The organism is Streptomyces ochraceiscleroticus, assembly GCF_000720485.1.
Taxonomy (GTDB): domain Bacteria; phylum Actinomycetota; class Actinomycetes; order Streptomycetales; family Streptomycetaceae; genus Streptomyces; species Streptomyces ochraceiscleroticus.
In genome coordinates this window covers 120,100-140,151 of record NZ_JOAX01000001.1, presented here as the reverse complement: position 1 = coordinate 140,151, position 20,052 = coordinate 120,100, and the positions used below count along the sequence as shown (strand labels likewise).

Annotated in this window: 16 protein-coding genes and 1 pseudogene; 5 read left to right on the top strand and 12 right to left on the bottom strand. The window is 71.8% G+C overall.

Annotated features, from left to right (window positions below):
• From IG84_RS0100645 to IG84_RS0100635, 3 genes are all read right to left on the bottom strand, one after another.
• Positions 1-981, bottom strand: coding sequence for a MerR family transcriptional regulator (locus IG84_RS0100645; RefSeq protein WP_063761725.1), 981 nt, complete (start codon positions 979-981; stop codon positions 1-3).
• A 232-nt stretch (positions 982-1,213) separates the two neighbouring features.
• Positions 1,214-2,977, bottom strand: a complete 1,764-nt coding sequence (locus IG84_RS0100640) for an SDR family oxidoreductase (RefSeq protein ID WP_382467454.1) — start codon at positions 2,975-2,977, stop codon at positions 1,214-1,216.
• A 32-nt stretch (positions 2,978-3,009) separates the two neighbouring features.
• On the bottom strand, positions 3,010-3,894 hold the full coding sequence (locus IG84_RS0100635) for a M24 family metallopeptidase (RefSeq protein WP_078648522.1): 885 nt from the start codon (positions 3,892-3,894) through the stop codon (positions 3,010-3,012).
• Between the two features lie 261 nt (positions 3,895-4,155).
• Here IG84_RS0100635 and IG84_RS0100630 point away from each other — a divergent pair, with 261 nt between their 5' ends.
• From IG84_RS0100630 to IG84_RS0100615, 4 genes are read left to right on the top strand one after another with little or no spacing between them, the layout of a single operon-like run.
• Positions 4,156-5,223 carry an ABC transporter ATP-binding protein gene (locus IG84_RS0100630; protein WP_078648521.1) on the top strand — a complete coding sequence of 356 codons (1,068 nt, stop codon included), beginning with the start codon at positions 4,156-4,158 and terminating at the stop codon, positions 5,221-5,223.
• On the top strand, positions 5,216-6,127 hold the full coding sequence (locus IG84_RS0100625) for an ABC transporter permease subunit (protein WP_031049808.1): 912 nt from the start codon (positions 5,216-5,218) through the stop codon (positions 6,125-6,127). Before IG84_RS0100630 ends, IG84_RS0100625 begins: the two co-directional genes overlap by 8 nt.
• Before the next feature lie 49 nt (positions 6,128-6,176).
• Positions 6,177-7,088, top strand: coding sequence for an ABC transporter ATP-binding protein (locus tag IG84_RS0100620; RefSeq protein WP_031049805.1), 912 nt, complete (start codon positions 6,177-6,179; stop codon positions 7,086-7,088).
• Positions 7,089-7,135: 47 nt separating this feature from the next.
• Positions 7,136-7,864: an ABC transporter permease gene (locus IG84_RS0100615; RefSeq protein ID WP_031049802.1), complete on the top strand. Its 729-nt coding sequence runs from the start codon at positions 7,136-7,138 to the stop codon at positions 7,862-7,864.
• A gap of 89 nt (positions 7,865-7,953) precedes the next feature.
• Here the strand turns inward: IG84_RS0100615 and mltG are convergent, their stop codons facing one another.
• Positions 7,954-8,820 carry an endolytic transglycosylase MltG gene (gene mltG, locus IG84_RS0100610; protein WP_051861205.1) on the bottom strand — a complete coding sequence of 289 codons (867 nt, stop codon included), beginning with the start codon at positions 8,818-8,820 and terminating at the stop codon, positions 7,954-7,956.
• Between the two features lie 35 nt (positions 8,821-8,855).
• On the opposite strand from mltG, the pseudogene IG84_RS42750 reads away from it, so the two are divergent.
• Positions 8,856-9,536, top strand: a pseudogene (locus tag IG84_RS42750) (adenosylcobinamide amidohydrolase); the annotation flags it as partial.
• Between the two features lie 44 nt (positions 9,537-9,580).
• Here IG84_RS42750 and IG84_RS0100600 read toward each other — a convergent pair.
• The 8 genes from IG84_RS0100600 to IG84_RS0100565 all read right to left on the bottom strand — a co-directional run bounded on the left by IG84_RS0100600 (position 9,581) and on the right by IG84_RS0100565 (position 20,041).
• Complete coding sequence (locus tag IG84_RS0100600) at positions 9,581-10,873, bottom strand: MFS transporter (RefSeq protein WP_031049795.1); 1,293 nt, start codon at positions 10,871-10,873, stop codon at positions 9,581-9,583.
• 138 nt (positions 10,874-11,011) lie between these two features.
• Positions 11,012-11,722: a FadR/GntR family transcriptional regulator gene (locus IG84_RS0100595; RefSeq protein WP_031049792.1), complete on the bottom strand. Its 711-nt coding sequence runs from the start codon at positions 11,720-11,722 to the stop codon at positions 11,012-11,014.
• A 173-nt stretch (positions 11,723-11,895) separates the two neighbouring features.
• Entirely contained in the window at positions 11,896-12,540 is a 645-nt protein-coding gene (locus IG84_RS0100590) for a hypothetical protein (RefSeq protein WP_107053788.1), read from the bottom strand.
• Positions 12,541-12,816: 276 nt separating this feature from the next.
• Complete coding sequence (locus IG84_RS0100585; protein ID WP_031049787.1) at positions 12,817-13,644, bottom strand: HAD family hydrolase; 828 nt, start codon at positions 13,642-13,644, stop codon at positions 12,817-12,819.
• The gene (gene serS, locus IG84_RS0100580) at positions 13,641-14,918 is read right to left on the bottom strand and encodes a serine--tRNA ligase (RefSeq protein ID WP_030259677.1); all 1,278 of its coding nucleotides are present in this window, start codon (positions 14,916-14,918) and stop codon (positions 13,641-13,643) included. The genes IG84_RS0100585 and serS overlap by 4 nt, the downstream gene beginning before the upstream one ends.
• Positions 14,919-15,605: 687 nt before the next feature.
• Positions 15,606-16,532 carry a prephenate dehydratase gene (pheA, locus tag IG84_RS0100575; protein ID WP_031049785.1) on the bottom strand — a complete coding sequence of 309 codons (927 nt, stop codon included), beginning with the start codon at positions 16,530-16,532 and terminating at the stop codon, positions 15,606-15,608.
• Between the two features lie 216 nt (positions 16,533-16,748).
• Positions 16,749-18,041 (bottom strand): iron uptake transporter deferrochelatase/peroxidase subunit, encoded by a 1,293-nt coding sequence (gene efeB / locus IG84_RS0100570; RefSeq protein ID WP_031049783.1) that lies wholly within the window; start codon positions 18,039-18,041, stop codon positions 16,749-16,751.
• A complete protein-coding gene (locus IG84_RS0100565; RefSeq protein WP_031049781.1) occupies positions 18,038-20,041 on the bottom strand; it encodes a copper resistance CopC/CopD family protein in 2,004 nt (667 codons plus the stop codon). The genes efeB and IG84_RS0100565 overlap by 4 nt, the downstream gene beginning before the upstream one ends.
• Positions 20,042-20,052: the final 11 nt, after the last annotated feature.

Sequence of the window (20,052 nt, the reverse complement as noted above, 5' to 3'; positions counted from 1 at the left end):
TCACCGGGCGGGTTCTGCCGGGTGGTTGTCATCGGGGACGGGCCCCGGGCCGACGGGTCCCGTGTGGTCGGCGTGCGTGACCAGGGAGTCCATGCGGCGGGCGCTCACCTCGCGGTCGGTGGCCGCGGCGATGAAGGCCGCGACGCCTGCCGGGCCGACGAGGTCGCGGACGGACTGCACCGTGGCGGCCGGCAGCGGCACCTGCTCGGTGGTGGCAGCCTGCCGCTCCGGTGTCTCGCTGTGCAGCTGATGACGCAGATAGCGGCCCGCCAACGACCGCATGGCGCGCGCGAGTTCGGCGTCCACGGTCTGCTGGGCCAGCGGCCGCAGCCGGCGGACCAGGCCCGCCGCCTCCTCCGCCTCGGCGTCGCTCGGCGGGTGGTCGAAGTACTGCTGGAAGACATGCTCGGTGGTGAAGTCCAGGAAGCGCGAGGCTATGTGCTCCACCTGCACCCGCAGCTCCCGCAGATGACCTGAGATGGCGGGCAGTGGCACGCCCGCGGAGTGCAGCTCGGCAGCGACCGCGAGCTCCTGCGGGCTGGGCACGAGGAACTCCTCCGGGCTGCCCGGCACCGGCTCCAGCACCCCCAGCTCCACCGCGTCGGCCACCGCCGCCTCGTCGGGGCTGCCGCCGAAGGCCTCGTCCAGCTCCTCGCGGGAGATTCGGCCGCTCTCCTCGTCCGTCCATGGCCCGTCGATCTCGGCGACCAGGCCCAGCACCCCGCTCAGCCCCCGCCCCGCGTCCCACGCCTCCAGCAGGTCCTTGATGCTGGCCAGGGTGTACCCGCGGTCCAGCAGGTCCGAGATCTGCCGCAGCCGGGCGAGGTGCGCGTCGGAGTAGACGTTCGCCCGGCCCCGGCGCTCCGGCTTGGGCAGCAGCCCACGGTCCTGGTACGCGCGGATCGTACGGACCGTGGTGCCGCTCCGGTGCGCCAGCTCCTCGATGCGGTACTCGGACGCGGGGCTGTGCTGCTCGGTCAATGCGGTGCTCCTCACGAGATGGCCGCGCGCCCGCCGTGCCCGCGCCGCCCGGACGGCCGGGGAGTACGCGAGGTACCGGGCGGCCCTGCGCAGCGACCCTTTCTGCGAGGGATGGTACGACCGCGTGCAGCGGCGCGGTAACGCCCCGGCCGACTCTCGCCACCCCGGCACCAGCCCCTCCGGACCCGCCACGGCAACGGGCACCAGTCACTCCGGACCCGCCGCGAGACGTCTACAGCGGCTCGATCCGGGCTATGGCGCGCAGGGCGCGTGGGGCGAAGCGGGACAGGGCGCGGGAGCCGCGCGCCTCCGGAGTGACCGGCACGACCGCCTGGTTGCGGACCACCGCGCGCAGGATGGCGTCGGCGACCTTCTCCGGGGGGTAGTTGCGCAGACCGTAGAGGCGCGCGGCCTTGGACTGGCGGCGCTTCTCCTCCTCGGCCGAGACCCCGGCGACGTGCGAGGTGGCGGTGATGCTGGTGTTCACCAGGCCGGGGCAGATGGCGCTGACCCCGATGCCCTGCCCGGCCAGCTCGGCGCGCAGGCACTCGCTGAGCATCAGCACCGCCGCCTTGGACGCGCTGTACGCGGACAGCGTCCTGGAGGGCTGGAACGCGGCGGCCGAGGCGGTGTTGACGATATGGCCGCCCTGGCCGCGCTCGGCCATCTGCCTGCCGAATATCCGGCAGCCGTGGATGACGCCCCAGAGATTCACGTCCAGGACCTTCTTCCAGTCCTCGGAGGTGGTCTCCAGGAACGAGCCGGACAGGCCGATGCCGGCGTTGTTCACCAGGACGTCGACCGTGCCGTACTCGGCGGCGACCTTCTCGGCGAGCTTCTCCATGGCCGCCTCGTCGCTGACGTCCACCGCCTCCGACCAGGCGGCCCCGGCCCCGATCAGCCGCGCCAGATCTGCCGTACGCGCCGCCCCCTCGGCATCGCGGTCCACCGCGACCACCCGCGCACCGGCCTCGGCGAACGCGAACGCCGTGGCCCGCCCGATGCCGCTCGCCGCACCGGTCACCAGCACCAGGCTGCCGCCGAACCGGTCCGCGTACCGCCCGCGCGGGGCGGCCTCCCTGGCCGGATCGCCCTCCTCCTTGGCGGTGACGAACTCCTCGATCCAGGCGGCCAGTTGGTCCGGGCGGGTCCGCGGCACCCAGTGCTTGGCGGGCAGCGTGCGGCGGGTGAGCTGCGGGACCCACTGCTCCAGCTCGTCGTACAGCCGCTCCGACAGGAAGGCATCGCCGGTCGGGGTGATGAGCTGGACCGGGCAGTGCGCGAACGCGTCCGCGCGCGGACGGCGCAGCCGGGACCGGACGTTGTCCCGGTACAGCCAGGCGCCGTGCGCGGCGTCAGTGGGCAGGGACGCGGTCGGGTACTCCCCGGCCGGGACCTTCTCGACGCGCTCCAGGATCTTCGGCCAGCGCTTGCCCAGCGGGCCCTTCCAGGCCAGCTCGGGCAGCACCGGGGTGTGCAGCATGTAGACGTACCAGGACTTGGCGCCCTGGTTCAGCAGCTGGGCCGCGCGGCGCGGGGTGGGCCGGGCCATGCGCTTCTTGATCCAGTGGCCGAAGTGGTCCAGGGACGGGCCGGACATCGAGGTGAAGGACGCGATCCGGCCCTGCGTGCGCTCGACCGTCGCGAACTCCCAGGACTGCACCGAGCCCCAGTCGTGCCCCACCAGATGGACGGGCCGGTCCGGGCTGACGGCGTCGGCCACCGCCAGGAAGTCGTCGGTCAGCTTCTCCAGGGTGTACCCGCCGCGCAGCGGCTGCGGCGCCGTGGACCGGCCGCAGCCCCGGACGTCGTAGAGCACTACATGGAAGCGCTCGGCCAGCAGCGGAGCGACCCGCGACCAGACCTCCTTGCTGTCCGGATAGCCGTGCACCAGCAGCACCGTGGGCCGGGACGGATCGCCCAGCTCCGCCACGCACAGCTCCACGCCGCCCGTGCGCACCCAGCGCTCCCGCGCGCCCTCGAGTCCCGTGCTCACGATTGCCTCCCCGCTCTCACCACGTGTCCTGCTCACGCCGCCTTCTCCTCCTGCCAGCGCCGCACATGCGGCAGATCGTCGTCCAGCCAGAAGGCGCTCTCCTCGGGGTCCCGGGAGTCGGTGACGACCAGGATCTCCTCGAACTTCGCGCCGGTGCCCCGGAATCCGAGGTGCGGTTCGACCGCCCACAGCCCGGGCTGCGGCGGATGGTCGGAGAAGCGGTACGGGCTCCACAGCGGGGACCAGCCGTCCCGGTGACCGTGCAGCGCGTCGGACGCCAGGCCCTTGAGCGACTGGGTGCCGAAGCCGAACAGCGTGGGCGACCAGCGGCGTTCACGCACGCGGTCGACCTTGTGGGCGATCACGCCGAAGGGGTAGGCGCGGTGCCTGTTCGCATACCCCTGGCGGACCATGAGGCGCTCGACGTCCTCGTATATCTCGCGCAGCGGCCGGCGCTCGCGTACCTCGCGCAGGATCAGCTCGCGGTGCGCCTCCAGGTCGGCCAGCAGCCGGTCGTGCAGCGGGCTGAGGCCGAGGCAGCCGGAGTACCCGATGTCCGCGGTAAAGCCCTTGTACACCGGGGCCATGTCGAGGATGAAGGGCATCCCCGGCTCCAGCGCCCGGTTCGTCGGGAAGAACTGCAGCGGGACGCGGAAGTTCGCGAAGGCCGTGCGGTCGCCGAACCAGGCGAAGGGCAGGTGGAACCAGTCGGTGACGCCCCGCTCGCGCAGCCAGTGGCGCTGCATGCGGGCCGCCTCGCGCTCGGTCACCCCGGGCTTGAGCTGCGCGGCCACCGCCTCGGCGCAGGCGTACGCCAGCCGCTGGACCTCCCTGAATCCCTGGAGATCCGCGCCCGGTCCCGGGGCCGCGGCTCTGGTCCTGGTCGCTGCTGTGCTCGCGGTCGCTGCTGTGGTCATCGCCAACCGTTCCGTCGCGGTACGTGCGCGTAACTTGACACTGATGAATGTGACAATGGTCGGCGGCTGCGTCAAGGGTCCGTCCCCGGCCTGTGGAAAACTCCGCGGCCGGCCGCGAGTGATCCCCACGGCCCCCACCACCGGCCCGGCTCCCCTCAGCCCCTCGCAGGACCCCCTACGGGGCGCTACGCCTGGAGTCGGACGGACATCCAGCCGTCTGGGGTGACGCCAGGTGTGGCGGGCGCCACTAGCGTCGGTCGCGTGACTGTGATCGCGACCGAAAGCCTCAGCAAGCGGTTCCCGCGGGTGACCGCCCTGGACCGGCTCTCCGTTGACATCGCCCCCGGCGTGACCGGCCTGGTGGGTGCCAACGGCGCCGGAAAGTCCACCCTGATCAAGATCCTGCTGGGCCTGTCGCCCGCCAGCGAAGGCACCGCCGCGGTCCTCGGCCTGGACGTGGCCACCGAAGGCGGCGCCATCCGCGAGCGGGTCGGCTACATGCCCGAGCACGACTGTCTGCCGCCGGACGTCTCGGCGACCGAGTTCGTCGTCCACATGGCGCGGATGTCCGGGCTGCCGCCGACCGCCGCCCGGGAGCGGACCGCCGACACCCTGCGCCACGTCGGCCTCTACGAAGAGCGCTACCGCCCCATCGGGGGCTACTCCACGGGCATGAAGCAGCGCGTCAAGCTGGCCCAGGCGCTCGTCCACGACCCCCAGCTGGTCTTCCTGGACGAGCCCACCAACGGCCTGGACCCGGCGGGGCGCGACGAGATGCTCGGCCTGATCCGCCGCGTCCACCGCGACTTCGGCATCTCCGTACTGGTCACCTCGCACCTCCTCGGTGAGCTGGAGCGCACCTGCGACCACGTCGTCGTCATCGACGGCGGAAAGCTGCTGCGCTCCTCGGCCACGGACGAGTTCACCCAGGCCACCACCTCGCTCGCCATCGAGGTCACCGACTCCGACGCGCACCCGGACGGGCTGAGCGCGCTGCGCGAGGCCCTGACGGCTGCCGGCGCGGTGACCGGCCCCGCGGCCGGCCCCGGCGAAGGGCACCCGGCCGCGACCGGCCGTCTGCTGTACGTCGAGGCCGCCGGCGAGGAGACGTACGACCTGGTCCGGGACACGGTCGCGGAGCTCGGTCTCGGCCTGGTCCGGATGGAACAGCGCCGGCACCGCATCGCCGAGGTCTTCCGCGACGCCGACCATGAGAGCGGTCACGGAAGCGGCCACGAGGGCGACCGCGCCGCCGCCCCGGCCCGTACGGACGCCACCGCGCGCACCGCAGCCCCCGAAGCAGCCCCCGCAGGAGCCCCCGATGCCTGAGTCCACCACCGCCCCCACGGGCGGCCCGGGCCCCGCCGCCTCGATCCACAACATCGGCTACCGCCACTACGACGGCGCCCGGCTGGGACGCGCGTACGCCCGCCGTTCGCTCTTCTCCCAGAGCCTGCGCGGCGCCTACGGGCTGGGCCGCTCGGCGCGCACGAAGGTGCTGCCGATGATCCTGCTGGGGGTGATGTGCGTACCGGCCGCGATCCTCGTGGCGGTCACGGTCTTCACCAAGGCGCACGCCCTGCCCCTGGACTACACCCGTTACGCGGTCTACCTGCAGGCGGTCATCGGTCTCTTCCTCGCCGCACAGGCACCCCAGTCCGTCTCCCGCGACCTGCGCTTCAAGACCGTGCCGCTGTACTTCTCGCGGCCGATCGAACGCGTCGACTACGTGGCGGCCAAGTGCGCCGCGATGAGCGGCGCGCTGTTCCTCCTCACCGCCCTGCCACTGCTGATCCTGTATGTCGGCGCGCTGCTGGCGAAACTCGACTTCGCCGAGCAGACGAAGGGCTTCGGTCAGGGTCTGGTGTCGGTGGCCCTGCTCTCGCTGCTCTTCGCCGCGATCGGGCTGGTCATCGCCGCGCTCACGCCGCGCCGCGGCTTCGGTGTCGCCGCCGTCATCGCCGTACTGACGATCCCCTACGCCGCTGTCAGCGCCATTCAGGGCATCGCCTTCGCCCAGGGCAACATTGATGTCATCGGCTGGCTGGGGCTGTTCTCCCCGATCACCCTTATCGACGGCGTGCAGAGCGCCTTCCTGGGCGCGACCTCGGCGGCCCCCAACGCGATCGGCCCGTCCACGGGCGCCGGATTCGTGTACCTCCTCGTCGTGCTGGGACTCATCGCCGGCTCGCTCGCCCTGCTGATGCGCCGCTACCGAAAGGCCGGACTGTGACCGCCCACCCGTCGCCCGCCACCACCCTTCGAAGGGATGGGCTGCGCCCATGAGCACTCTGACCTTGGAAAATGTCTCCCGCTGGTTCGGAAATGTCGTTGCCGTGAACGACATCACGATGACCATCGGGCCCGGAGTGACCGGTCTGCTGGGCCCCAACGGTGCGGGTAAGTCCACGCTGCTCAACATGATGGGCGGCTTCCTGGCGCCTTCGAACGGCACCGTCACCCTCGATGACCGCACCGTCTGGCGCAACGAGTCGATCTACCGCGACATCGGCATCGTGCCCGAGCGCGAGGCGATGTACGACTTCCTCACCGGGCGCGACTTCGTGCTGGCCAACGCCGAACTGCACGGCCTGGGCCGCAAGGAGGCGGCCCGCGCGCTGGCCACCGTCGACATGGAGCACGCGCAGGACCGCCGCATCTCGACGTACAGCAAGGGCATGCGGCAGCGCGTGAAGATGGCGTCCGCGCTGGTGCACGAGCCGTCCGTGCTGCTGCTCGACGAGCCGTTCAACGGCATGGACCCGCGCCAGCGCATGCAGCTCATGGAGCTGCTGCGGCACATGGGCGACGAGGGCCGTACGGTCCTGTTCTCCTCGCACATCCTCGAAGAGGTCGAGCAACTCGCGTCCCACATCGAGGTCATCGTGGCCGGCCGGCACGCCGCCTCCGGTGACTTCCGGCGGATCCGCCGGCTGATGACGGACCGGCCGCACCGTTACCTCGTACGGTCCGACGACGACCGGGCGCTGGCCGCCGCGCTGATCGCCGACCCCTCGACATCCGGCATCGAGGTCGACCTCGAAGAGGGCGCGCTGCGCATCCAGGCCGTCGACTTCGGCCGCTTCACCACCCTGTTGCCGCGCGTCGCGCGCGACCACGGCATCCGGCTCCTCGCCGTCTCGCCTTCGGACGAGTCGCTGGAATCGGTCTTCTCCTATCTCGTAGCGGCCTGAAGCCGTACCGAAGCGGTCGCATACGACCTGAAAGGAGCCCTGACGCGATGTCATCGCTCGTCCACCCCACCGCCGCCCGGCTGACCTACCGGGCGCTGCTCGGCCGCCGCCGCGCCGCCATCCTCTTCGCGCTGCCCGTCCTGCTGCTGGTCATCGCCATTGCCGTACGGGCGCTGACCGGCGCCGACGACACCACGGCCAACACCGTCCTGGGCAGCTTCGCGCTGGCCACGATGGTGCCGCTGATCGGCGTGATCGCCGGTACGGGCGCCATCGGCCCGGAGATCGACGACGGCTCGGTGGTGTACCTCCTGGCCAAGCCCGTACGGCGGTCGACGGTCATCGTCACCAAGCTGCTCGTCGCGATCGGCGTGAGCGTCGTCTTCTCCGCCGTGCCCGTACTGATCGCGGGCTTCGTGCTGAACGGCAACAGCCAGCAGCTCGCGGTCGCCTACGCGCTCGCCGCGGCGGTGGCCTCCGTCGCCTACAGCGCCCTCTTCCTGTTCCTCGGCACGGTCACGAGGCACGCCGTCGTCATCGGGCTGGTCTACGCGCTGGTCTGGGAGGCGGTCTTCGGCAGCCTCGTCCCCGGGGCGCGCACCCTCAGCGTCCAGCAGTGGGCACTCGCGCTGGCCCAGAAGGCGGGCGCCGAGGGCGCGGTCACCTCGGACGTGGGCCTCGCGCCCGCCGTCGTGCTGCTCGTCGTGGTCACCGGCGCGGCGACCTGGTACGCGGCCCGCCGGCTCAAGTCGCTGACGCTGGCGGGGGAGGAGTAAGCACCAGTAGGGCCAGCGGAGCAGCCACCAGTAGGGCCAGCGGAGCGGGCACCAGCAGGAGCGGCGGAGTGCGCGCCCGTAGGTACCGGCTAACCGCTCTCCTCCTGGCGCTTGTTGAACTCCCGGACGTTCCTGCGGTGTTCCTCGTAGTCGGCGGTGAAGCGGGTGTCGCCGGGCCGGACCGTGACGAAGTACAGCCAGTCACCCTTCGGGGGCGAGACGGCGGCCCGCGTCGCGTCCTGGCCCGGATTGCCGATCGGCGTCGGCGGCAGCCCCTTGTGCCGGTAGGTGTTGTACGGGCTCTCCGTACGGGTGTCCGCATGGCTGGTGCGCAGAGTGGACCGGCCCAGCCCGTAGTTGAGGGTCGAGTCCATCTGGAGCGGCATTCCCTTGGCGAGCCGGTTGCGGATGACCCGGGCGACCTTGCCCATGTCCTGCGGGGTGTCCGCCTCGGCCTGTACGACGGAGGCCACCACGACCGTCTCGTACGCGCTCAGGGCCCCGGGGCGTGCCGACGGCGGCAGGCCGTCCGCCGCGTACCTCTGGCGCGCGGTGTTCACCATGAAGGACAGCAGGCCCGCCGGAGTGGTGTCCTCGTCGACCGGATACGTCGCCGGGTAGAGATACCCCTCGGGGTTGCCCTTCGCCTCCGCCGGCAGGCGCAGCCGCTTCGCCGGGTTCCGGGCCGTGGCGGCCTTCCTGGCGGCCTTCTTGGTGGTCCCGGCGGCGACGTCGAGCGCCTTGTCGACGGCCGCGTACGCCTGGGATGCCCGCCGGCCCTCCGGGAGGGTGAGCTTCTCGGCCCGCGCCGGCCGCTCGTCCCCGGGGAGGAGCACCAGGAGGAGGACGAGGCCGACGACGAGGACGGCGCCGCCTGTCAGGAGAAGCCGCGCCCTCCGAGTGAGGCGTGCGCGGCGCCGGCCACCGGAGAGCTGCGTATCGTGCACATCGCTCATGAGGGCACGGTAGGCCAGACCGTAGGGTGCGTGGGGTGACCACGCTCATCCCGCCGCTTCCGGTGCGCACCGTGCGGCACCGCGACACCACGGACGGCCAGAGCCTCCCCGCCTTCTTGTGGCGACCGGGCCCGGGCCACCGGATGATCTCCAGCGCGGTGCTCGGCGGCGGCATCGGCACCCGCTCCTGGGTGCTCAACGCCCAGGTCACGCACGGCTATACGCGCCGCGACCCGCAGGCACACCTCGCGGAGATCGCCGCCGCTGCCGGGGCGACGGGGCCGGGCGTCGGCATGATGACGGCAGCGGACATCCTGCGCACCCGCTCGTCGGCCTACGACGAGGGCGCACAGGCGCTCGTCACGGCGGGAACAGGCGTGCACGGCTGGGCCGCGGACGTGTCATCGGGCGCAGCGGACGCGGTACCGGGTGCAGCGCAAAGCGCCTACCGCCCCGGCACGATCAACGTCCTCGTCACGCTGCCTGTGGCGCTCTCCGACGCCGCGTTGGTCAACTCCGTGATGACCGCGACCGAGGCGAAGGTCCAGGCCCTCCTCGACCACGGCCTGGACGCGTCGGGCACCCCTACGGACGCGGTGTGCGTCGCCGCGCGCCTACCGCAACCGGGGGAGCTCGCCGAGGACTTCGCGGGACCGCGCTCCCTCTGGGGCGCCCGGCTGGCGCGCGCGGTGTACGGGGCGACGCTGCGCGCCGTGCAACGAGAAGGCGGGAGCGCGCGCCAGGAGGGACGTAGCGGGGTTCAGGCGCCGATGCGGCGGTCCCGCCCGGCACCCAGCCCCAGCAGTACCAGCGCCGCGCAGACCACGAGCAGCAGTGCGATCGGCAGCGTCCAGCCGCCCGTCGCCTGGTGCACCGCGCCCAGCGCCAACGGGCCGACGGCGGCGAGCAGATAGCCCCACGTCTGTGCCATGCCGGACAGCCGTGCGGCGGTCTGCGGATCACCGGCCCGCAGCACCATCATCGTCAGCGCCAGTCCCAGCGCCCCGCCCTGCCCGACGCCGAGCAGCGCGGCCCACACCCAGGCCCCGGCCACCGGGGCGATGAGCAGGCCCGTGCAGGCGAGCGCCATCAGCAGCGCCACGCACGCCGCCAGCAGCCGCTGCCGCCGCATCCGCCCGGCCAGTACCGGCACCACGAACGAACCGGCCATCTGCACCAGCGTGCTGAACGCGAAGACCAGTCCGGCCTGCGCCTTGTCCATCCCGTGGTCGGTGAAGACCGTGGGCAGCCAGGCGATGGCCACGTACGCGATCAGCGACTGCGAGCCCATGAAGAGAGTGACCTGCCAGGCCAGCGGCGAGCGGCCGAGCTTCGGGCCGGTCTCGACGCTGTGCTTCGGGGCCGCGGCGGCCTGCCCGTGCCGCGCGCCGCGCCGCGCGAGGACCACCTGCGGAATCCACACGAGCGCGGCCACCGCGGCGAGCAGCCCCCAGGAGAGCAGCGAACCCTGCCAGCTCCCGAGCGCGTTCTCCAGGGGCACGGAGGTGGCCGCCGAAACGGTTGCGCCGAGGATCATCGCCGTCGAGTACAACGCGGTCATGGGCGCGGCCCGATCGGGGAAGTCCCGCTTGATCAGGCCGGGCATCAGCACGTTGAGCAGGGCTATGGACCCACCGACCAGCGCACAGCCCGCGAACAGCGCCACGAGGGGCGGCGCGACGCGTACGACGATGCCGGCACAGAGCAGTACCAGCGCGCTGAACAGGACGGTCTCGGTACCCCAGCGCCCGGCCAGCTTCGGCGCCACGTAGGAGCCGAGTCCCATAAAGACCAGCGGGATCACGGTCACCAGGCTGCCGGCGGTCGGGTTCAGCCCGAAGTGCTCGCCGATCTCGCCGAGCAGCGGCGAGACGCCCGCGAGCGCGGCCCGCATGTTGAGGGACGCGAGGACGATGCCGAGGAGGAGCAGCGCGGGATGCGTACGCAGCCGACGGCGGGCGGCGGCGAGCGGGGGCGCGGGGGCGAGGTCCTCTTCGGCGTCGCTCAGCGGATCGATGGTGATCGACGGGGCTTCGGGTCTGGAGTCGGGCATGGGGCGGGAGGTCTCCTGTCGGTGGGGTGGGGGAGGTTGGCGGCCCGGGGCTGTCGCACGGCTCTGACCTGCGAGGCTTTGAAAGAGACAACGTGTCTCTTTCAAAAGTGAGTTATCCACAGCCCCCGCGCACTGTCCTCAGCCGTCGGCGAGCAGAGCCTCCACCGCACGTTTCGGCCGGTCCAGCAGCGTGCGGGCGGCCGCCTCCGCGGCGTCCGGGTCGCCCGAGGCGATCGCCTCCAGGACGGCGCGGTGATCGCCGTGCAGGATCTGCGGCATGTCCCGGTCGCCGAGCCCCGATACGAGCGCCTCGCGCACGGAACTGCTGAACCATTCGTACGTGGCGCTCAGCGCGGCGTTGTGCGCGGCGGTGACGACGGCCCGGTGGAAGGCGACGTCGTGGTCGGCGTACCGCTCCAGGCTGTCGGCCAGGGGCCGGCCCTCGGCGTCCTCCAGCGCGCGCTGTGCGTCCAGCGCGGCCCGCATCCGGTCCAGGTCCGCCGGCTCGTGCCGCAGGGCCGCGAGACGGGCGGCCTCGGCCTCCAGCGCGATACGTACTTCGAGGACGTCCCGTACGCCCGAGCGCCGCACCCCACGCATGACGGCGGCCGGGTCGGCGGCCGAGACGACGAAGGTGCCCTCGCCCTGCCGCGACCGCAGCATTCCGGCGTGCACGAGCACGCGCACGGCCTCCCGCACGGTGTTCCGCCCCACCTGCAACTGCTCGGCGAGCGCATGCTCCGTGGGAATCCGGTCACCGACCTTCCACTCCCCGGCGCTGAGCTGCGCCCGGAGCGCATCGACGACGGTATCCACGAGCGACTGCCGCCCGGCGGCCTGCAGGGTCATGGCTTGCCTCTCGTGTCCTGGCACCTCTAGGGACGCTTGCCCGGTCATCCTACAAATGGCCACCGCGAACGGTGCACGAGATGTCCGGGGACACCCCGTGCACCGGCGCAGCTACCCTGTGGATAACTGCTCCGTCTGTAAGCTTCAACTTGAAGCTTTCAGAACTTCCCAGGTCAGCGGCGTCGCCGCCGCAGCTCCGACTTCACGTCCCGCATGTCGTCGCGCAGATCGTGCACCTCTTCGCCGAGGTTGTGCACACGCACGCTGAGTGCCGCGACGATGTGGTTCGTCGCGTCGAGACGCCGGTCCATGTGATCCAGGCGATGATCAACGCGGTCCAGCCGGGTCGAGATCCTGCCGATCACGGGACCGAGTTCCTGCAGCGCCCGCCCGAGATCGACGAGGCCGGGCGAGCCGGTGGTGGCTGCCACCGGCCGGGGCGCTCGGGATGCCGCCTCGATGTCCAGCAGGTACGTACGGACCCTGCGCGCGACGTCGCTGTCCCGCAGCAGCATCGCGATGTTCAGGACCGTGCGGCGGCCGTAGACGGTGAGGTGTGCACGGCCCTGTGGATAACTCTTCTTTGAAAGAGACAAGCTGTCTCTTTCAAAGACTTGCAGGTCAGAGCCGTGCAGCACGCGCAGCCCGCTCTCCACCAGCTCCTCACGATGGCGCTGCGCGAGGCGGTTGATGACGCGCTCCCCCACCTCGAAGTACTCCGCCACCATCCGCGTAGTGACATGCAGCCCATCGGGCAGCATCACCAACGCCTTGACCTTGTCCAGGACTTCTATTCGTCCGACGACGCTGTCGCGCATCGTGCGCGACTCCAGCAGGACTGTTTCCGACGGCATGACAATGCCTTCTCTCGAACCGGAACGGTTGGGGTGTGCCCGTGTCCAGGGCTCAGGAGCGAAGGCTGCTCATGGATGCCACGTACTCATCAGCCGGTTCTCGACCGGCCGGCCTCAATTTCACGCACTCTCGTCGCCGCGTACTCACTGTGCCTTCGCGCAATGTGTACAACGACCGGACAAGCGTACGGTAACGCCACGTAATCACAGGTAGCCGCTGCGTTATCGCGGCTGCCACGCTCACGCCGCCAGAAAACGCTCCAGTACCGCCGCGATCCCATCGTCCTCGTTGGACGTGGTGATCTCATCGGCGACGGCCTTCAGCTCGTCGTGCGCGTTGGCCATGGCTACGCCGTGGGCGGCCCAGGCGAACATCGGGATGTCGTTCGGCATGTCGCCGAAGGCGATGGTGTCGGCGGCCTTGGCGCCCAGCCTGCGGGCCGCGAGGGAGAGGCCGGTGGCCTTGCTCAGGCCGAGCGGGAGCAGCTCGACAATCCCGGGGCCTGCCATGGTCACGCCGACCAGGTCGCCGGCCACCTCGCGGGCGGCCGCGGCGAGTGCGTCGTCCGAGAGCTCGCGGTGCTGGATGTAGACCTTGTTGATCGGGTCCGCCCACAGGTCGGCCGGGTTGTCGACCATGACGTTCGGCAGCGGGCCCTCGTGGACCCGGTAGCCGGGCGCGACCACGACGGAGCCATTCAGACCGTCCCGGCTCGCCGCCAGGTACAGCGGGCCGACCTCCGCCTCGATCTTGGCGATCGCCAGCCCGGCCAGTTGGCGGTCCAGCGTCACGGAGGTCAGCAGCCGGTTCTCGCCCGCGTGGTAGACCTGCGACCCCTGCCCGCACACCGCGAGGCCCTGGTAGTCCAGGTCGGCCAGGATGTGCCGGGTCCAGGGCACCGCACGGCCGGTGACGACGATGTGCGCCGCGCCCGCCGCGGTGACCGCGGCGAGCGCCTCACGGGTGCGCGCCGAGACGGTGTCGTCGGGACGCAGCAGCGTGCCGTCGAGGTCCGTCGCGACGAGCTTGTACGGGAAGGAGGAGGCCGGGGCGGGGGAGAGGGTCACTTGGAGACGGGCTCCAGAACCTCGCGGCCGCCCAGGTACGGGCGCAGCATCTCGGGGACGCGCACCGAGCCGTCCGCGAGCTGGTGGTTCTCGAAGATCGCCACGATCGTGCGCGGTACGGCGCAGAGCGTGCCGTTCAGCGTGGCCAGCGGCTGCACCTTCTTGCCGTCGCGCATCCGGACGGACAGGCGGCGGGCCTGGAACTCGTCGCAGTTCGAGGCGGAGGTCAGCTCGCGGTACTTGCCCTGGGTCGGGATCCACGCCTCGCAGTCGAACTTGCGGGAGGCGGAGGAGCCCAGGTCACCCGTGGCGACGTCGATCACCTGGAACGGCAGCTCCAGGCCGGTCAGCCACTGCTTCTCCCAGTCCAGGAGGCGCTTGTGCTCGTTCTCTGCGTCGTCGGGCGCGACGTACGAGAACATCTCGACCTTGTCGAACTGGTGCACGCGGAAGATGCCGCGGGTGTCCTTGCCGTACGTACCGGCCTCGCGGCGGAAGCACGGCGAGAAGCCGGCGTACCGCAGCGGCAGCTTGGCCGCGTCGACGATCTCGTCCATGTGGTACGCGGCGAGCGGGACCTCGGAGGTGCCGACCAGGTAGTAGTCGTCCTTCTCCAGGTGGTAGACGTTCTCCGCGGCCTGACCGAGGAAGCCGGTTCCCTCCATGGCGCGCGGGCGGACCAGCGCGGGGGTCAGCATCGGCGTGAAGCCGGCCTCGGTGGCCTGCGCGATCGCGGCGTTGACCAGCGCGAGCTCCAGGAGCGCGCCGATGCCCGTCAGGTAGTAGAAGCGCGAGCCGGACACCTTGGCGCCGCGCTCGACGTCGATCGCGCCGAGCAGTTCGCCGATCTCCAGGTGGTCCTTGGGCTCGAAGCCCTCGGCGCCGAAGTCGCGGATCGTGCCGTGCGTCTCCAGGACCGTGAAGTCCTCCTCGCCGCCGACGGGGACGTCGGGGTGGACGAGATTGCCCAGCTTCAGGAGCAGCGCCTGGGTCTCTTCCTTGGCCTCGTCCTGGGCGGCGTCGGCGGCCTTGACGGCGGCGGAGAGCTCGCCGGCCTTCTTCAGCAGCTCGGCCTTCTCGTCGCCGGTGGCCTTGGGGATGAGCTTGCCGAGCGACTTCTGCTCGGCACGCAGCTCGTCGAAGCGGACGCTGGAGGTCCTGCGCCGCTCGTCGGCGGAGAGGAGCGCGTCGACGAGCGCGACGTCCTCTCCACGGGCGCGCTGGGACGCGCGCACACGGTCGGGGTCCTCACGGAGCAGGCGAAGGTCAATCACCCCACCAGGCTACCGGGGCCGGACCGGGGCGCTCGACGCGATATTCCGCTGCGGGGCAATTTGTCCGGTTTAGAGTTGTTTATGTGGTGTTCTGGGAAGGCGGGGAATTGCGGGAAAGAATTCCCGCTGAGTGCCGGTCGTGAGTGCCGTTCGTTGTTGTCGGGGGAGTGGCGCAGTGGTGTTCCCGGGGCGTTCCGAGGGTGTCCGCAACGCTTCCGGAAGGCGGTGCGGAGTACCGACCGGGCCTGCCCGAGCGGGGAGTTGGCGGGCTGTGCACAGCTACTTGTCCACAGCTCCGGCTCGCTTCCAAAAGTTATCCACAGGCTGTGCGTTGTCTCTGTGGAAGTCGGAAAGCGCAGGTCCGTTTCGTGAATCCCGGGCGAAGAAATCCTTGCTGAAACCCCGTTCGGGTACTCTTTCGTGTGGGATTTCCTCGCCCTAAAGGATTGTTCCTGGGAATTATGCTGACGGGCCCCGTGGTGGGCGGCTGTGAGCGCCTGTGGACGGGTGTGGGGTCGGTAGGGCGATTTGTCGACTGTGCGACACCCCGGAATCGACTTGTCCCCAGGTCGAGAACCGTGCCTGTGGATAACTCTGTGGACAGGGTTGCGGGAAACCTGTGGGCAACTCCGACGGGCCGGTGGCGGGCCGGTGGTCAGGCCCGCCCGGCCGGCCGGACGAGCCGGGTCAGGCCCGCCCGTCCAGGCACCGGTTCAGCCAGTCCGCCGACTCCATGAAGGCGTCGTCGGCGGTCTCCGGCCGGACCTCGGCGGTGACCTCGTCCGCACGCGGGTACGAGCCGAGGAAGCGCACGTCCTGGCAGATCCGCTTCAGCCCCATCAGCACCTCGCCCACCCGCCGGTCGGTGATGTGCCCCTCGCAGTCCACGGAGAAGCAGTACTGGCCGATGCCCTCGCCGGTCGGCCGGGACTCGATGCGCATCATGCTGACCCCGCGGCTGGCGAACTCCTGCAGCAGCTCCAGCAGCGCACCGGGGTGGTTCTCGCGCAGCCACAGCACGACCGAGGTCTTGTCGGCGCCCGTCCGGGCCGCCGGCCGCGCGGGCTTGCCCACCAGGACGAACCGGGTCGCCGCGTTCTGCGCGTCGTGGATGTCCGTGACCAGCGGCTCGAGGCCGTACGTGGCGGCCGCGAACTCGCCGGCGAACGCCGCGTCGTACCGGCCCTCCTGCACCAGCCGCGCGCCGTCCGCGTTGGACGCCGCCGACTCCCACACCGACTCCGGCAGGTGCGCGCCGAGCCACTTGCGCACCTGGGCCTGGGCCGCGGGGTGCCCGGTCACGGTCTTCACGTCCGAGAGCGTCGTACCGGGCCGGGCCAGCAGCGCGAAGGCGATCGGCAGCAGCACCTCGCGGTAGATCATCAGGTGCCCGCCGGCGGCCAGTTCGTCGAGGGTGGTGGTGATGCCGCCCTCGACGGAGTTCTCGATCGGCACCAGCGCGCCGGCCGCCTCGCCCGCGCGGACGGCGTCCAGCGCGGCGGGCACGGACACCATCGGCACCAGCTCGCGGGTCGCCGCCTCGGGCAGTGTGCGCAGGGCGGCCTCGGTGAAGGTGCCCGCGGGTCCGAGGTACGTATAGCGGCTGGCCGACATCCGGTCACTCCTTCTCCGGGCTTCGCTGCTGTCCCGGGCGCTGGGGAACCTTTACCGTACTCGCCCGCCGAGGGGCCGCCCGCCGCCACCGACGATCATCCGCCGACCGCCGGTCACCCGCCGTCGACCGTCGACCGCCGCCGGTCACCCGCGGTCATCAGTCGACCGCCGCCCGCCGACCGCCGCCGGTGGTCGGCTACCGCGCCCTGCCCCCGCTCACCCCTCCAGCAGTGCCTGTCCCGCGTACCCCGACGGCTCCAGCGCCGGTACCGCGTACAGCCCGCTCGCCTCGTGGCGGAGGAATGGCGAGAGCGCGTCCCCCCTGTCCAGCTTGCGCTGGATCTGGGTGAAGGCGCGCAGCGGGTCGGCCTGCCAGCAGATGAAGAGCAGCCCGGCGTCCGGGGCGCCGTCGTCGCGGAAGCCGTCGTGGTACGAGAACGGGCGGCGCAGCAGCGCGGCACCCTGATTGGACTCGGGCGCGGCGATACGGGCGTGCGCGTCGGCCGGGATGACGGGGAAGCCGTCGGGCCCGTTCTTGGTGAGATCCATCGGGGTGTGCTCGTCGCCGCCGGTCAGCGGCGCGCCGTCGGACTTGCGGCGGCCGATGACCTTCTCCTGCTCGGCCCGGGACTTCTTCTCCCAGTCGTCCAGCAGCATCCGGATGCGGCGCACGACCACGTACGAGCCGCCGCGCATCCACTGCTGGTCCGTGTCGCGCCCGACGAAGATCCGCTCCTCGAAGTCCTTGTCCGAGGGCTTGGGGTTGTTCGTGCCGTCGACCTGGCCCATGAGGTTGCGCGTGGTCATCTGATGCGCCGTGGCGCCGGGGCTGCGGTTGAACCCGTTCATCTGCCAGCGCAGCCGCGCGGTGTCGCCGGCCTCCTTCTGGAGCGCACGCAGCGCGTGGAAGGCGACCAGCGCGTCATTGGCGCCGATCTGGACCCACAGGTCACCGTTGCTGCGCTTGGGGTCGATCGCGTCGGCCGAGAAGTGCGGCAGCGGGTCGAGCTGCAGCGGGCGGCGTGCGGTCAGCCCGGTACGGCCGAAGAAGCTGTGACCGAAGCCGAAGGTGACGCTGAGGGAGGCGGGACCCGCGTCCAGCGCCACGCCGGTGTCGTCGGCGGGCACCTCCCCGGCCATCAGCTTCTCGGCCAGCGCCGACCAGCGGCGCATCAGGGCGGCCGCCGTCTTGCGCCCGGCGCCGGGCGCAAGGTCGAAGGCGACGAGGTGGCCGTGGGCCTGCATCGGGGTGGTGATGCCGGCCTGCGGCGTACGGCGGTCGGCGCGGAAGGCGACCTCGGTGGTGCCGAGCGTACTGAGCGCGGGCGCGTCGTCCTGCGCCGCGGAGACGCCGAACGCGCCGCCCGCGCCGCCGACGACGAGCCCGGCCGCACCGGCCGCCCCGACGGTGCCGAGGAGCCGACGGCGCGAGAGCGTGACGCCCGTCCCGGCCTCGGCGCCCTCCCCGGCCCCGACGTCGCTGGCTTCCTTCGTGCTGTTCTCGGTCATGAGCTGATCTTCACGTTCCTGGTCTCGGTCACCTGATCGATGTCGGAGGTGCGGACTACAAGGGAGAGCTGCCAGGTGCCCGCCGCCGGAAGCTGGACGCCCTCCGCCGTCCAGTGTCCGGTACCGGTGCGCTTCAGTGCGGCGGGGAGCGGGCCGAGGTGCTCGGCCTTGGAGGTGAACGACACCCTTACCTCGGGGACGTCCCGCGCGGCGCCGTCCGGGCCGGAGATCCGCAGGTGCAGATCGCTGGGCCGGCCGCTGCGTGCCGGGTCGAGGTCGAGCCGCGCGGTGCCCTTGCCCTTCGGGCCCAGCGTGTCGAACGGGATGGTCACGGACACCGGCCGGGCGGCCGCGGCGAACTGGCCCGAGTCCTTCACCGCCTGCTCCGTCCGGGCCGGTTCCGTGGTGGTCAGGACGGTGGTCACGGCGAGCAGGACGATGGCGACGCAGCTCTCGGCGAGGACGGAGCGGCGCAGCCCGTACCGCACCGGATCGGCGTCCCGGACGCGCTTGCGCCGCGCGTCGGCGACGGCGGCCCGCTGCCGGGCGAGCTGCGCGGCACGCTCGGGGGAGTGCGCCGCGTCGGCCGTCTCCTCGGAGGCCGCGGAGGACACCGGTACCGGTTCGGGCGCGTCCTCCTGGGAGCCGTCCTGGGCAGGCACGGCGGCAGTGGCCGGAACGCCGGCAGCGGCCGGAACAGCGCCCGCAACCGATCCGCCCAGCCGCCCCGTCCACCGCCGCGACGCCCCCGCGATCCCGACGAGCACGACGACCAGGCCGACCTTGAGCAGCAGCAACTGCCCGTACGAGGTGTCGGTGAGGGCACGCCAGGTGCCGACCTGGCGCCAGGACTGGTAGACGCCGGTGGCGACCAGCACGAGTACGGCCCCGAAGGCGAGGCGGGAGAAGCGGCGGACGGCCGTCCCGTCGACGGCGGCCGGGTCGCGGTAGAGGGAGACCAGCAGGGCGGTCAGGCCGCCCAGCCAGCCGGCCACGGCCAGCAGGTGCACGACGTCGACGGGCATCGCGACGGCGGTCTGCAGGCCGGTGGAGGCGTGTTCGGCCATCGCCCAGGTCGCGGCGAGGCCCGCCGCGACGACCGTCCCGCCGACGCCCAGCCCGAAGGCCAGGTCCTTGCGGCGCTTGTCGTCGCTCTCCTCTTCGGCCCGGGCGTACGCGCCGAAGAGGACGGCCATGAAGAGGGCGGCCGCGGCGAGCAGCAGCAGCCGCGAGACCAACGCCGCGCCGGGCTTGGTCCCCAGTACCGCCTTGAGGCCGCCGAGGTCGAACGCATCGGCGAGATCGCCGGACCCGGTGTACGGGGCGCGCAGCAGGAGCAGCACGATCGTGGCGGCGGTGAGCGTCGCCCAGCTCAGGACGACGAGCCGCTGCACCGGACGGCTGCGCGCCGCCGAAGGCCGGCAGGCCAGTACGAAGCACGCACCGCCCACGAGCAGCGCGAACGCCGCGTAGGCGAGGTACCGCACGATGCCGTACAGCGCGCCGACCAGCCCGCCGCCGGCTTCCTGCTGGGGCACCACGGCGGCGGACTTCGAGGGTGCGCCGACGGAGAAGGTGAACGCTCCGGAGACCGGGTGGCTGTCGGCGGAGACGGCCTGCCAGGCGACGGTGTAGGTGCCGTCGGGGAGGCCGGGCGGCAGCCCCGTGCCGTACTTGACGGTGCTGCCGCTGCACAGGTCGAGCAGCTTGCCGCGGTCGACGCGCTTGCCCTTGGGGTCCAGTACGCGGATGGAGTCGTCGCCCATCGCGACGCCTTCGGAGAAGGAGAGCGTGACCTGCGCGGGTGCCTTCTGCACCACCGCTCCCTGCGCCGGTGAGCTGCCCGTCAGCGCGGCGTGCGCGGACGCCGGCGCGGCGCCGCCCAGCAGGACGCCGAGCAGCGCGGCGGCGAGGACCAGCAGGCGCAGCGCTGCGGTCCGGGCCGGGGGCGCGGCGCGGCGGCCCCGGTACGGCACGGCGCGGGGAACGGTGAGCGGCATGGCGGTGATCC

Excerpts from the sequence above, each read along its gene's own strand:
- IG84_RS0100635 (WP_078648522.1), bottom strand. The coding sequence starts at position 3,894 with ATGACCACAGCAGCGACCGCGAGCACAGCAGCGACCAGGACCAGAGCC.
- IG84_RS0100625 (WP_031049808.1), top strand. The coding sequence starts at position 5,216 with ATGCCTGAGTCCACCACCGCCCCCACGGGCGGCCCGGGCCCCGCCGCC.
- IG84_RS0100620 (WP_031049805.1), top strand. The coding sequence starts at position 6,177 with ATGAGCACTCTGACCTTGGAAAATGTCTCCCGCTGGTTCGGAAATGTC.
- IG84_RS0100615 (WP_031049802.1), top strand. The coding sequence starts at position 7,136 with ATGTCATCGCTCGTCCACCCCACCGCCGCCCGGCTGACCTACCGGGCG.
- mltG (WP_051861205.1), bottom strand. The coding sequence starts at position 8,820 with ATGAGCGATGTGCACGATACGCAGCTCTCCGGTGGCCGGCGCCGCGCA.
- IG84_RS0100600 (WP_031049795.1), bottom strand. The coding sequence starts at position 10,873 with ATGCCCGACTCCAGACCCGAAGCCCCGTCGATCACCATCGATCCGCTG.
- IG84_RS0100595 (WP_031049792.1), bottom strand. The coding sequence starts at position 11,722 with ATGACCCTGCAGGCCGCCGGGCGGCAGTCGCTCGTGGATACCGTCGTC.
- IG84_RS0100590 (WP_107053788.1), bottom strand. The coding sequence starts at position 12,540 with ATGCGCGACAGCGTCGTCGGACGAATAGAAGTCCTGGACAAGGTCAAG.
- pheA (WP_031049785.1), bottom strand. The coding sequence starts at position 16,532 with ATGTCGGCCAGCCGCTATACGTACCTCGGACCCGCGGGCACCTTCACC.
- efeB (WP_031049783.1), bottom strand. The coding sequence starts at position 18,041 with ATGACCGAGAACAGCACGAAGGAAGCCAGCGACGTCGGGGCCGGGGAG.
- IG84_RS0100565 (WP_031049781.1), bottom strand. The coding sequence starts at position 20,041 with ATGCCGCTCACCGTTCCCCGCGCCGTGCCGTACCGGGGCCGCCGCGCC.